This is a genomic window from Exiguobacterium sp. SH3S1, from assembly GCF_004337105.1.
GTDB classification, from domain to species: domain Bacteria; phylum Bacillota; class Bacilli; order Exiguobacteriales; family Exiguobacteriaceae; genus Exiguobacterium; species Exiguobacterium aurantiacum_A.
Genome location: NZ_SJUW01000007.1, coordinates 28,912 through 42,324 on the forward strand (window position 1 = coordinate 28,912; position 13,413 = coordinate 42,324).

The following is a 13,413-nucleotide window of genomic DNA, read 5'->3' on the forward strand; positions in this document are numbered from 1 at the left end:
ACAAAAACAGCCAATCCCCGTAGCGGCAGGGACTGGCTGTTTTGTTGGTTACGCTTCGACGCTGTCGGCGTGACCTGCTTTATGCTGTTCGATGACACCGGCGTACCATTTCGCACTATCTTTCCAGACGCGCTCTTGCGTCTCGAAGTCGATGTAGAGAATGCCGAAACGCTTCTCGTAACCGAAACTCCATTCGAAGTTGTCCATGAGCGACCAGAGGTAATATCCGGCGATGTTCATGCCTTCGTCGTTCAAGTCAGATACGGCTGTGAGGTGCTTTTTGACGTAGTCGATGCGTTTATCGTCATGGACTTCGCCGTTCTCAAGCACGTCGTCATACGCTGCGCCGTTTTCTGTGATGATGATTGGAAGATCTGTGTACTCGTTACGTAAGCGACGGATCAGGTCTTTGAATTCGTTCGGGGCGATATCCCAGCCCATGCCCGTCTTGTCGTAATCGGAGTAAGCGGCGACTGTCATGAAGTCGTTCGCTGCGCTGAACTCGACGAGTCCGCGACTGTAGAAGTTGATGCCAAAGAAATCGCACTCTGTCGAGATTGTCTCCATGTCACCTGGTTTGATGAAGTCGTACGAGTGAACGTATTTCGAGAACAAGTTCATCATGTCGACCGGATACTGGCCTTTGAAGACCGGATCGAGGAACCAACGATTCGAGTACCCGTCCGAGTTGTTCTGAGCGAGTTTGTCGTTCGCCGAGTCCGTCTTCGCGTACACCGGTGATAAGTTGAGCGTGATGCCGATCGGTGTCGTCGACTTCATGTCGTTCTTGAGCAATTCAACTGCTTTACCGTGTGACAGCAACATGTGGTGCACGGCGCGGACCGCTTCGTTCATGTCACGATGTCCCGGTGCGTGAACACCGGCATGGTAGCCGAGGAAGCCGGCACACCATGGTTCGTTGTGCGTGATCCATGAGTCGACGATGCCGTCGAGCTCATCGAAACACACTTTCGCGTACTCGAGGAACCAGTCGACCGAGTCGCGGTTCACCCAGCCGCCTGCTTCATGGGCCCACATCGGGAGGTCCCAATGGTAGAGCGTGACAGCCGGCTTGATGCCTTCTTCACGGAGACGCGTCGCAAGCGTCTTGTAGAATTCCATACCGGCCGGGTTGAACTCACCTTTGGCCGGGAAGATGCGTGGCCAGGCGATCGAGAAGCGATATGTGTCAACGCCGAGCTTTTTGATGTGCTGAATGTCTTCTTCATAACGGTGGTAGTGGTCGCAAGCGACGTCACCGTTATGCTTTTCGAACACACGTCCGTCGATGTCACAGAACATGTCCCAGATCGACGGCGTACGCCCGTCTTCGTTGTGGGCGCCTTCGATTTGATAAGACGAAGTTGCCGTTCCGAAGACGAAGTCTTTGTTAAACTGCATAGTCAATTCCTCTTTTCTGTCTAGTTATTCTTTGACCGCACCAGCCGAGATACTGCTGACGATGTATTTCGACAAGAACAAGAAGGCGATCATGATCGGCACGACTGAAATCGCGATACCGAGGTAAAGGGCGCCGAGGTTTTCGGCGACTTGCGAACCTTTCAAGAAGCCCATGAGTACCGGCAACGTGTACTTCTCTGGTGAGAACAAGAGCACGAGCGGCATCAAGTAGTTGTTCCACGAGCCGATGAACGTGAAGATCGACATCGTCGCAACAGCTGGCATCATCATCGGAAGCGCGATCGTATGGAAGATGCGAAGCTCGCTCGCTCCATCGATCCGCGCTGCTTCGATCATACTGACGTGCAGCGTCGCTTGCGTGTACTGGCGGATGAAGAAGACGACGAACGGACTCGCGATCGACGGTATGATGAGCGGGATGAACGAATCGAGAATCCCGAGCGTCTTGCTGATCTCGTAGAAACCGATGAGTCCGAGTTGTCCCGGGACCATCATCATGACGAGCATGAAGATGAAGAGTACGTTTTTCCCTTTGAAGTCGTAGAATGCAAATCCGAACGCAGTCATGGCTGAGAAGTAACCCGAGAGTAACGTCACGAGCACCGCAACAATCAAACTGTTTTTAAATCCGGTCCAAATGTTGATGTAGTCGCTCAAGATCGCATAGTTATCGAGCAGTGATGTCCCTGGGATGAGCGAGAAACCGGTCATGATTTCTCCGTTCGTCCGTGTCGCGTTGACGAGCATCATGAGGAACGGGATGAAACAGATAATCGTCAAGATAATCAAGGCCGTATAGATCAATCCACGGCTAAACCGTTTCTTTTTGACCTTGTTTTTTGGTGGCTCCACGCGGAGAGGTTTCTCCTCGCGCGGCGGCTGTACTTCGCTGTCGGCGAGCATACGCCGTGATTCTGCATTTTGTTCCATTGGTTATGCTCCCTTCTGCGCAGCGCGCTCTTTACGGAACATGCCTTTGAAGACGACCGCCGAGAAGACGAGCGTGATCAAGAACAAGCCGTAAGCAACCGCTGATGCATAGCCGTAGTTGTTATACTTGAATGCTTGGTTGTACAAGTAAAGCACCATCGTGTTCAGTGATCCATCTGGCGCACCGACTCCATCCGTCAACAAGAGCGGAAGGTCGAACAGTTGCAGGCCACCGATGAGCGATGTGATCATGATATACAAGAGAATCGGTTTAAGCAGTGGCACCGTGACGTTCGTGAACATCTGCCAACGGTTCGCGCCATCGATATGGGCAGCTTCGAAGAAGTCTTGCGAAATCCCCGATACACCGGCCATGACGATGATGAACGAGTGACCGAACCACATCCATGTCAAAATGAGTGAGACGGACAGTTGTGCCGTCACCGGTTGCGATAACCAATTGATTGGGTCTGAGATAATGCCGAGTTTCAAGAGCATCATGTTGAGTGATCCGTGCTGCCAGTCAAGCAAGATTCCAAACAAGAGTGCGACCGAACTGATCGTGATCAAGTTAGGAAGATAGAAGAATGAACGGAAGAACGCGAGGCCCTTCAATTTCAAACGAAGATCTGAGAACAAGAGCGCGAGAGCCAGTGCGAGACCGATTTGCAAGGCAAAGTTTATTCCCCAAATCTTAATCGTATTGACGAACGCCTCGATGAAGTATGTGTCTGTCAACAAACGCGCGTAGTTCGCGAAACCGACGACCTCTTCACCCGGGCTGCCGGTATAGTTGGTGAAACTGTAGTACAGGGTCAAGAAGACCGGGTAGATACTGAATGTCAAAAAGACGACCCAAAATGGGGCAATAAAGGCATAGCCGTAACGGTCTAGTTTTTTCACGTCGTGTTACTCCTTCCATAGCAACCCTTAAGGGGGGAAATCCCCCCACGGGTTAGCTTGCTTCAGTCAACTGTAATGTCTGGGTAAGCGTTCTTCGCTTGTTTTTTGAACTCTGCGATTGCTTCGTCTTTCGACTTCTTGCCTTCAACGTATTGGAGGACAGACGCGCCGTAGAGTGTGTCGAGCTGCTGGTCGTATTTCGTTACGATCCCTGGTGTGATTTTATCAGCTTGGTCGAGGAAGAACTCATAGTTGTTCTGTCCGCCGAGGAACTCGTCGCTGAAATCGTCTTTGATCTTATCTGTGACCGGTTTGTAAGAAAGAACGTCACCAGTCTCTTCAGCCCAACCTGTCAAGAACTCTTCGTCTTGCGTCATGAGTTTAACGAAGTCGTATGCTGCTTCTTTGTTTTTCGATCCTTCGTAAACTCCGAGCCATGTGCCGCCCCAGAAGTACGGGCTTGGACCGTTCGTGACTGCCCAGTCACCAGCTGTATCTTTCGCGCTGTCTTTCAAGACGCTGTGGAGACCCCATGTTGGGAGGACGTACGAGAAGACTTGTGTTTCGACTTCTTTGCCGCCTTCTTTAACTTTGATCGGTTTAGACATACCTTCGAACCAAGATGGTGACCATTCTGGAGCGAGTGCCGTGTATTGTTTCTCACGAAGCTCTTTCGCGTAGTCCATGTAGTCGATCTTGTCTTGTGTCAAGACGAGTTCGTTCTTGTCGTTTACCCATGCTTCAGGGTTTGCGCCTTGTGAGAACCAACGGATTGCGCCTTCATCTGGGAACATACGATAGCCTTTTTGTTTCATCTTCTCAGCAACTTCGAAGACGCCGTCCATCGAGCTCATCATGTTTCCGATTTCAGTCGGATCATCCGTGCCGAGCACTTCTTTCGCTAGGCTACGTTTGTAGTAGACACCACCTGGAGTCGTTTGCCATGAAAGGGCGCGCACGTTGCCTTCTTGATCTTTCCCGAGGTCAAAGACGTATGGGATGTAGTCGTCCGCGATTTCATTTACATTGTATGGCTCGTCTGAAAGGTTTTCCCAGTAGCCTGCGTCAACCCATTGCTTAAGGAACGCGATTTCCCCAGTGAATACGTCCGGTGCCCCAACGCCGCTTTCAAGTGCTGGCTTGAGTTTTGTCGGATAGTCAGCGATTGGAACGATTGTCAATTCTACTTTGACGCCGTTGCGCTCTTCGTACGTTTTGATTGGTTCTTTGAGCTCATCTGTGAACGACCAAACTTTTAGAACGTCGTCTTTAGAAGCTGTTTCAGAACCTGAAGTTTCTTCGTCGTTTGAGCACGCGCCCAAGACGCCGACTGATAGTGCTCCGATTGAAAGTAAGCTGACTAATTTTTTACGCATGTGTGAACCCATCCTTTTAATGTTTTTTAGAAAGCGTTTGCAAGAAGAGGTAATAATTTGTCGAAAGCGCTTTCGGTAATGTCGAAATAAAATATCGAAAGCGATTTCGATTTTTTGAGAATGACTTTCGAAATCGCGCTCTTCCCTCTATCCGGTTAAAGGGGAGAGAGCGACTTCGAAATATCATCGGGACTACTCTACTTTTTGACCGGTGCGCATGACAAGCGTTCGATCAATTTGACCGGAATGACGCGACGTTCTGTGAGTCGTTCTTTAGCGGTCATCTGTTCAATCAACAACTCGGCCGCTGCTTCGCCGATCTCGTCCGTATCTTGACGAATCGTCGTCAGCTTCGGCGTGATGTACTTGATCATGTCGATGTCATCGTAACCGATGATCGAGATGTCTTCCGGTACCCGGAGACCATGCTCATGGACGGCTTCAATCGCACCAATCGCCATCTGGTCACCCGCGACGAATACTGCGGTCGGAGGGGTTTCGAGCTGGAGAAGCTTCTCCATCGCTTGTTTACCTTCTTCGACTGAAAAGAATCCGGCGTTGATCAAATAACCTGGTTCAATTGGAAGATCGAGTGCCTGCATGGCGAGCTCGTACCCTTTGATTCGGGTCGCACCGGCGTCAATCGTTCTGTCACCGGCGATATGTGCGATCTTGCAATGACCGAGCTCGTACAAGTGGTTCACGGCTAGACGTGCACCCGCGATATTGTCCGAATAGACGACGCTACAATCCGCGCTGTCCATATCGACGACGACGATCGGGATGTCGCTTTGCATGAGTTCTTGAACTTGCTCATCCATCCGGTCCGAGCAGATGACGACGATGCCGTCAACGGCGCGGTGTTTGAAGTGTTCGAGATAACTCATGTCACGGTTGCGGAGGTTCCTTGAGGCAAACATCAAATCGTAGCCTTGTTCCTCTGTCGCGTGACGGAAACTCTCAATGATTCCGTTGAAGAACGGGTGTTTCATCCCGACTTCGTTCGCTTCCGAGAACATGACTCCGATCGCCCACGACTTCTTCGTCGATAACGACTGGGCGTGCGCGTTCGGCAGATAGTCCATCTCGGCGGCAGCTTTTAAAATTTTGGCTCTCGTCTTTTCGTTTACGTCCTTGTAGTTGTTCAACGCTTTAGAGACGGTCGTGATCGAAAAGCCGGTTTTCTTTGCTAAATCATAGATCGTACCCATGTCAGTCTCCTCTTCCCGAAAGCGCTTTCGGTAACTTGATTGTAGCGCATGAATTTGTAGGAATCAATTCTTTTTCGTGGAATATTTTGAGATTTATTTTTGTGACGTCTTTCTTCTATATAACAGCAACAAGAAAGTTTTTGTCGTCAATGTGTCCGTGTATACAACCAGACAAGATTCGTAAATTTTTGTACCTCGGTCTCGCCGGTCACACCTTTGAACAAACGTTGGAACGGCTTGAGCAATTGCTCGATGACAATTTTCCGAAGCCGCTCTTGATGCAGTTCATACGTGATCGCCTCAAATAAATCCCCTTGTTCTTCCGTCATCAGCACATGCTTTTGGATCCGCTCTGCCATTTTGAGCAACTCTTCTTTCGTGACCAAGTTTTTATCCGTCGTCCCCCGCATTTGATCGACCGTGACCGGGTTCAAAATATGTTCGCCCGTCTCGACCATCCGTGCCGCCATCAGCTCGACGTACGCATACAGGTTGCGGACGAGCTGTTGGATCGAGTAGGCCGTGTTGGTGATGCGAAGTGTGAATAGCACGTGTTGCAACATCCCGTTGAATAGAATCGTCAATTCGATCGAATACGGACGAATCGCTTCGCCGATAATTTCCGTCAGGCGCATGGCGAGCCACTCGATCTCATAGACGCGGTGCTGCAAGACGAGTTTTTTCAGTTCGGGTTCGTTTGCCGACATGATCGACTCGAACAAGGCGTACAGATTACGTTCCTCATTTAACTGAATGAGAATCGAGATCTGCTCAATGAATACGTCTTTATCGCGCTTGTCCCGTCCCATCTGCATCTCGATGCGACGCTGGCCGGCGTCATAGCGCAAGTTCTCAAGGATGTTGGCGACACAGTCCGTTTTCGAGGCGAAGTAGTTGTAGAAAGTCCCTTTCGAGATGTTGGCTCGCTCGATGATTTCTTGGACCGACGTCTGCTGTACCCCATTCTCGATGAACAACGTCATGGCGACGTCCGCGACTTTTCGTTTCTTATCTTTCATATACTGATTACTCCGTTCTGTTTGATTTGTATCCTAAGTATAGCATTTTAAACTCACGGTACAAAATTGTTGATTTATTTGTACAACGGGTATAAAATCATGTCATTGACACTTACTAGTATATAACTATTTATAAAATAAAGGAGCAGTCCAGATGAAACCAGAATTCCAAAAGAAACCGCCGTATCTCATGCTCGCGGTCTTGTTCGTCGGGGCATTCATCGCCTTCTTGAACAACTCATTACTTAACGTCGCGCTCCCATCGATCATGGTCGATTTGGACATCGCCGACTACTCGACCGTCCAATGGCTTGCGACCGGCTTCATGCTCGCGACAGGTGTCCTCGTCCCGGCATCGGCCTACTTGATCACCCGCTTCTCGAACCGGGCGCTCTTCATTACGTCAATGGCAATCTTCACTCTCGGGACGGCGATTGCCGCCTTCTCTCCGACGTTTGGCTGGTTACTCAGTGGCCGGATGATTCAAGCGGTCGGGGCTTCGACGATGGGACCACTCTTGATGAACGTCATGCTCGTCAGCTTCCCGCGTGAGAAACGTGGAACGGCGATGGGCATCTTCGGACTCGTCATGATCACGGCACCGGCGATCGGTCCAACACTGTCAGGCTATATCGTCGAGTATTATAACTGGCGTGTCTTGTTTGAGATGATTCTCCCGCTCGCTATCATCGGACTCGGACTCGCGATTTGGAAAGCCGAGAACGTCATGGTGCAAAACAAAGACCAATCGCTCGACTACTTGTCGCTCGTCTTGTCGACGCTCGGCTTCGGCGGAATTTTGTACGGGGTCAGTTCGGCGAGTTCGGACGGCTGGGATAACCCGATCGTCTTGACGACGATGATCGTCGGTCTCGTCGCTTTGATTGCGTTCATCGTCCGCCAGCTCAACATGGAAAAACCGCTCCTCGACTTGCGGGCATATAAATATCCGATGTTCGCCCTCGCGTCGGTCATCGCGATGGTTAACGCGGTCGCCATGTTCTCAGGCATGATCTTGACGCCGGCCTACGTCCAAAGCGTCCGCGGCATCTCACCGCTCGACTCAGGACTGATGCTGTTGCCAGGTGCCATCATCATGGGGATCATGTCACCAATCACGGGGAAACTGTTCGATAAATTTGGGCCGAAGCTCCTCTCGATCACCGGTCTCACGATCACGGCGATCTCGACGTATATGCTCGCCAACGTCCAGCTCGACTCGACGTATACGTATATCGTTACGACGTACACGCTTCGTATGTTCGGGATGTCGATGGTGATGATGCCTATTTTAACAAACGGTCTCAACCAATTGCCGACGAGCCTGAACCCACACGGCACGGCCATCAACAACACGGCACAACAAGTGTCCGGTGCGATTGGAACGGCTATTTTGGTGACAATTATGAACTCAGTGACGCGGACTGAAGCCGAGTCACTCATGACCGGCGTCGACCCGTCGACACTCACTGAGAGCGGGATGGGCGCGTTAACGCAACAAGCGCTACTGTCAGGGATTCAAGTGTCGTTCTACGTCGCATTAGGGATGAACATCCTAGCGCTCATCTTGGCGTTCTTTGTGAAACGGGTTGATGTTCGAAACCTTGATTTCAAACAAGAAGATATAAACAAAGAATTGAAACGCGCAAACTAAACAAACATGAAATTAATTTACAGGCAAATGGACGAATCTCTGAGGAGGTTTGTCAACAGCGGTTTAAAATTCCTTCTTAATAACGGATTAAAAATCCCTTTTTTACACGTTACTCTTGGAAACTATCGACACGGGTCGGCTGGATGCCGGCCCGTTTCTTTTCCCTCATCCGATATGAATCTCCCCGAATGTTAAAAGTGGTCGCATGATGAAGAAGGCGATCTAAAATTGCGGTTGCCAAAACCTCGTCACCAAATATTTTTCCCCATTCAATATATGACTTGTTTGAAGTCAGGATGATCGAGCCTCTCTCATATCTCTTCGAGATGATTTGAAACAGCGCATTCGCACTGATGGGGTCGAACGGAAAATAACCGATTTCATCTAGAATGAGTAGCTCGGATCGACAGTACCTTTTGATGATACGAGGAAGAAGGCCAGATTTCTCTGCTTTTTGACACTCCTCGACAAAATCGTTCGCGGTAATGAACGAAGTCCGATAACCTTTCGTGACAGCTTCCGCAGCGATTGAAATTGCCAAGTGTGTCTTCCCCACCCCCGGTGGGCCCAATAATAATACATTGAAGCCGTTATCGATGAACCGACAGGTCATCACCTCCCTGACGCGCTTTTCATTGATGCTCGGCTGAAACGCAAAGTCGAAGTCTTCTAGCGTCTTAAAATAGGGGAGTCTGGCACGTTTTATTCGTTTCGATAGCTCTGTTGACTCACGGTGTTCGATTTCCGTCATCAGAATACTGTTTAGAAAGTCCGAATATGCTACATTATTCTTGGAGGCATCTTCAAGGATTCCTTCAAGCTGGTTGGCCGACAATTGCCATCCAACTTTTTCTAAGCGTTCAGTGAGAAGGTCCGTGTTCATTCGTGATCGCTCCTTTCGAACTGTTCGTACACTTGAAGGGAACGACGTTCCACTTCAGGAATATCGGGCTGGAGACGACGGGTCGGCAAACCTTTTTGAGTCGTTTCTAGCCCTTTGTAATGCTCTAAATTTAATTGATACTTCAAGTTCCCGGAGGCAATCGGATGTTGGGCGATTTGTTCGCCATCAGCGTAGACCTCGAGATGATGGTCAAGGGTGATTCTAATTCGTACATGCTGTCCGACGAACCGGAACGGAACTGAATACTGTCGTCCTTGGTAGGACACAAAACAGTCTTTGCTTACTTGACGTGTTTCCCAGCGATGTACCGGATAATGCGGCTTCAAATGTCCTGGTGCTAGAAAACCTTGTTCAACCTCGAAGCGTTTCTCAGGTGACTCTTTCGTCGTATCGTTTTTCTTTTTATTGGCCGTGTTTTGTAGCCACTCCAGGACGTCACGATTCAATTGTTCCAATGTCTTTCCGATACGTCGTTTGAAAAAGTTCTGTTTCATATAGCCGAATGAGCGCTCGATCTTCCCTTTCGTCTGTGCCCGTCTGGGCTTGCACGCCTTCGGCGTAATCCCATAATAGGCTAAGAAATCTTCGAATTTCTGATTGAACTTGATACCGTTTGGATTGTGGCTGATGACCGCAGTTTTCATGTTGTCATAGAGAATCTGTTGCGGTACGCCATTGAAGAAGGCGAACGCATTCATATGGCACTTCATCAGAGTCTCCAGCGTCATGTCGGTTGTGAACTCGATGTATCGCATTCTTGAATACCCGAGGATGATGGAGAAGGCATATACCATACGCATTTCACCGTCTACTTCATACATCCCGGCATCACTCCAATCCATCTGTCCCTGTCGTCCAGGCGGTGTTTCAAACCTGACGGTAGCCTGCTTTTTAGGCTGAAGTCTGTAAGGTCTCACGTACTCTCTCAGAATCGTCATTTTCCCTTCATAGCCTAGCTTTTGAATCTCATCGAACAGAACCTCGCAATTGGTTGTACCTTCTTTTATACGTTCGTTTATGTAGTCTTTGTAGGGTTCGAGTTTTCCTTTCCTCTTTTTCCGCTTCACTTTCGTAGGTGCATTTTCCATCTTCAAATACTTTCGGATTGTCTTAGGATCATATCCCGTCTCGTCAGAGATGGCTTTGATTGTCCATCCTTTGCTTCTTAACTCACGAATCATAAAAAATCCCTCACTTCGGATCATGTCTCACACTCCATTTTCAGGTTGTCAGAATCATTATCCGTTAATTTGAGGGATTTTTAATACGTTGATATAAGGGATTTTAACAGCGTTGATTACAGAGGTTCGTCCATTTGCCTGTAAAAACGATATAAGTCACTTAGAAATGTCAATGCTTATGATACTGATTATGCCTTTTCAATCCACGCACCTACACGAGGTGCGACCTTATCCTCGCGTTCTTCGTGAAACGGGTCGATGTATTTCAATCCACGCACTCACGTAGAGTGCGATCTCGGAATCAGGACGTGCCTTATAGACATAGCGATTTCAATCCACGCACTCACATGGAGTGCGATTGCTCGCGGCAATCGACGAGTTCAACGACCGTTTATTTCAATCCACGCACTCACATGGAGTGCGATCGGGAACAAAACGGGAACACTATCACGTTAAATAAATTTCAATCCACGCACTCACATGGAGTGCGATGCCTCAGGAGGTGCTAACTAATGCGGAATGGTCATATTTCAATCCACGCACTCACATGGAGTGCGATGCCTCAGGAGGTGCTAACTAATGCGGAATGGTCATATTTCAATCCACGCACTCACATGGAGTGCGATGTCTATCGTGTCGGACACTGGCAGCAGCAAAGGGGATTTCAATCCACGCACTCACATGGAGTGCGATGAGCGCCGTCTACAAATTCCCAAACCAAATTTTATTTCAATCCACGCACTCACATGGAGTGCGATGATAAGACGAACATGAGTAGACGCAAAGCAATTATTTCAATCCACGCACTCACATGGAGTGCGATAGGCGATTTCATGGCGTCATCATCTTTTACAGGTATTTCAATCCACGCACTCACATGGAGTGCGATTAACTTCGTCGCAATTGGTTCAAATGTCGACGAAATATTTCAATCCACGCACTCACATGGAGTGCGATGCCTACAATTATGACTCGGAGTTGCCGGAAGCAATTTCAATCCACGCACTCACATGGAGTGCGATGGCGCGTCATGGCTAACACGGGGCTTTACAGACATTTCAATCCACGCACTCACATGGAGTGCGATAGGGTGGTCTAAGTGAGCATATCGCGCTCCATGTATTTCAATCCACGCACTCACATGGAGTGCGATCAGCTTCACGTTACAAGGACAAGGGCAATTCACAATTTCAATCCACGCACTCACATGGAGTGCGATCAGCTTCACGTTACAAGGACAAGGGCAATTCACAATTTCAATCCACGCACTCACATGGAGTGCGATCAGCGCCGTGTACATCTGTAGCGTCGCGGATTCATTTCAATCCACGCACTCACATGGAGTGCGATGCTCACGGCAGTGGTCGAAGACTCGGTTTTTATATTTCAATCCACGCACTCACATGGAGTGCGATGGTATGCGATGTCGAAGTAGTGCGTCGGGTCGACATTTCAATCCACGCACTCACATGGAGTGCGATGGGGAGCCCCGTATGGGACGCCACCCGCCCGGCCGCCATTTCAATCCACGCACTCACATGGAGTGCGATGTGATGAAGTATCGTGATGGATTGAACAGTGACGAATTTCAATCCACGCACTCACATGGAGTGCGATCTGCGTGCTCATAGCCCCAGTCAACACCGGCATAATTTCAATCCACGCACTCACATGGAGTGCGATGACGAAGTACAACCGACTCGCTAAGGTGGAGCAAATTTCAATCCACGCACTCACATGGAGTGCGATCCGAGAGGACGCCCTCACGTTTCAAGCGCGCGTTATTTCAATCCACGCACTCACATGGAGTGCGATCTCGGTGATGGCGATTCTCCTAGCTCTAGCCCGGCTATTTCAATCCACGCACTCACATGGAGTGCGATGGCGGATAGGTGATACGTCTCGCCCCAGTAGCTATTTCAATCCACGCACTCACATGGAGTGCGATTCGAGAGATTTACTCTTACATTGCAGACAAAATATTTCAATCCACGCACTCACATGGAGTGCGATTGCAACAGATGGTCGCGGACTTGGAGATCGGTCTATTTCAATCCACGCACTCACATGGAGTGCGATGGCAAACGCTACGAGGGCGACGCCATCATCACGATTTCAATCCACGCACTCACATGGAGTGCGATTCTGTGATGGCAATTCGTCGCGCGCGGGCTCGGCTATTTCAATCCACGCACTCACATGGAGTGCGATTCGGAAATGACTCGGTGGCACAACACGTGGATATTTCAATCCACGCACTCACATGGAGTGCGATGGGGAATGGGGCGAGCTTGGCGGACTCATCTTCAAATTTCAATCCACGCACTCACATGGAGTGCGATAGCCGATTTAAGCTAAAAAAACCGACTAAAATAAATGTGATAAACAATATTACCTATTTTTGTATTCCGAAGACTAGATTCGTTGATCTTTCATTCAAAAACTTTATAAAAACCAGGTGCGAACCTCTCTAGAAAATGATGTGCACTTCAAGTTCGCACTCACTGAAAACACCTTCATCTTTAAAAAATGAGAGGGCCTTCCAAATCTAAAGATTCTTTCACTCCATAATGCTCTACTTTAGATACATGTTGGTTCCCAAGTCTATAAAAACGAAGACTATCACGGTCTACGTCTACAATCTCTTGTAACCGCAATTTCAAGGTCGTAAATTCTGTCTGATCAACGATACATTCAAACACACTATTCTGAACTCGCTGACCGTACTGCTGACAAACTTTTGCTACTTGTCTAAGCCGTTTCGTGCCTCCGGGTGAGATAGTATTCACATCATATGTCACTAAAACGAGCAC

General features: G+C 49.0%; 10 protein-coding genes and 1 CRISPR repeat array. Of the genes, 1 reads left to right on the plus strand and 9 read right to left on the minus strand.

Going from position 1 to position 13,413, the window contains the following annotated elements; genetic code table 11:
* Positions 1 to 48: 48 nt before the first annotated feature.
* From EVJ26_RS09225 to EVJ26_RS09250, 6 genes are all read right to left on the minus strand, one after another.
* Complete coding sequence (locus tag EVJ26_RS09225) at positions 49 to 1,401, minus strand: GH1 family beta-glucosidase (protein WP_131468148.1); 1,353 nt, start codon at positions 1,399 to 1,401, stop codon at positions 49 to 51.
* Between the two features lie 24 nt (positions 1,402 to 1,425).
* Positions 1,426 to 2,352 carry a carbohydrate ABC transporter permease gene (locus EVJ26_RS09230; protein ID WP_201738355.1) on the minus strand — a complete coding sequence of 309 codons (927 nt, stop codon included), beginning with the start codon at positions 2,350 to 2,352 and terminating at the stop codon, positions 1,426 to 1,428.
* Between the two features lie 3 nt (positions 2,353 to 2,355).
* On the minus strand, positions 2,356 to 3,255 hold the full coding sequence (locus EVJ26_RS09235; RefSeq protein ID WP_131458938.1) for a carbohydrate ABC transporter permease: 900 nt from the start codon (positions 3,253 to 3,255) through the stop codon (positions 2,356 to 2,358).
* 62 nt (positions 3,256 to 3,317) lie between these two features.
* Positions 3,318 to 4,631, minus strand: a complete 1,314-nt coding sequence (locus EVJ26_RS09240; RefSeq protein WP_236634147.1) for an ABC transporter substrate-binding protein — start codon at positions 4,629 to 4,631, stop codon at positions 3,318 to 3,320.
* A gap of 197 nt (positions 4,632 to 4,828) precedes the next feature.
* On the minus strand, positions 4,829 to 5,842 hold the full coding sequence (locus EVJ26_RS09245) for a LacI family DNA-binding transcriptional regulator (protein ID WP_131470290.1): 1,014 nt from the start codon (positions 5,840 to 5,842) through the stop codon (positions 4,829 to 4,831).
* Between the two features lie 146 nt (positions 5,843 to 5,988).
* Entirely contained in the window at positions 5,989 to 6,861 is an 873-nt protein-coding gene (locus EVJ26_RS09250; RefSeq protein ID WP_070329078.1) for a TetR/AcrR family transcriptional regulator, read from the minus strand.
* 154 nt (positions 6,862 to 7,015) lie between these two features.
* Between EVJ26_RS09250 and EVJ26_RS09255 the strand changes: the two genes are divergently transcribed.
* Entirely contained in the window at positions 7,016 to 8,515 is a 1,500-nt protein-coding gene (locus EVJ26_RS09255; RefSeq protein WP_131470291.1) for a DHA2 family efflux MFS transporter permease subunit, read from the plus strand.
* A 109-nt stretch (positions 8,516 to 8,624) separates the two neighbouring features.
* Here EVJ26_RS09255 and istB read toward each other — a convergent pair whose 3' ends face one another.
* The 3 genes from istB to cas2 all read right to left on the minus strand — a co-directional run bounded on the left by istB (position 8,625) and on the right by cas2 (position 13,413).
* Positions 8,625 to 9,398 (minus strand): IS21-like element helper ATPase IstB, encoded by a 774-nt coding sequence (istB, locus tag EVJ26_RS09260; protein WP_031424696.1) that lies wholly within the window; start codon positions 9,396 to 9,398, stop codon positions 8,625 to 8,627.
* Positions 9,395 to 10,624: an IS21 family transposase gene (gene istA / locus EVJ26_RS09265; protein WP_131470292.1), complete on the minus strand. Its 1,230-nt coding sequence runs from the start codon at positions 10,622 to 10,624 to the stop codon at positions 9,395 to 9,397. The genes istB and istA overlap by 4 nt, the downstream gene beginning before the upstream one ends.
* A gap of 238 nt (positions 10,625 to 10,862) precedes the next feature.
* Positions 10,863 to 12,942: a CRISPR direct-repeat array (repeat unit 32 nt; unit sequence ATTTCAATCCACGCACTCACATGGAGTGCGAT).
* A gap of 180 nt (positions 12,943 to 13,122) precedes the next feature.
* On the minus strand, positions 13,123 to 13,413 hold the full coding sequence (gene cas2, locus EVJ26_RS09270; RefSeq protein ID WP_131468152.1) for a CRISPR-associated endonuclease Cas2: 291 nt from the start codon (positions 13,411 to 13,413) through the stop codon (positions 13,123 to 13,125).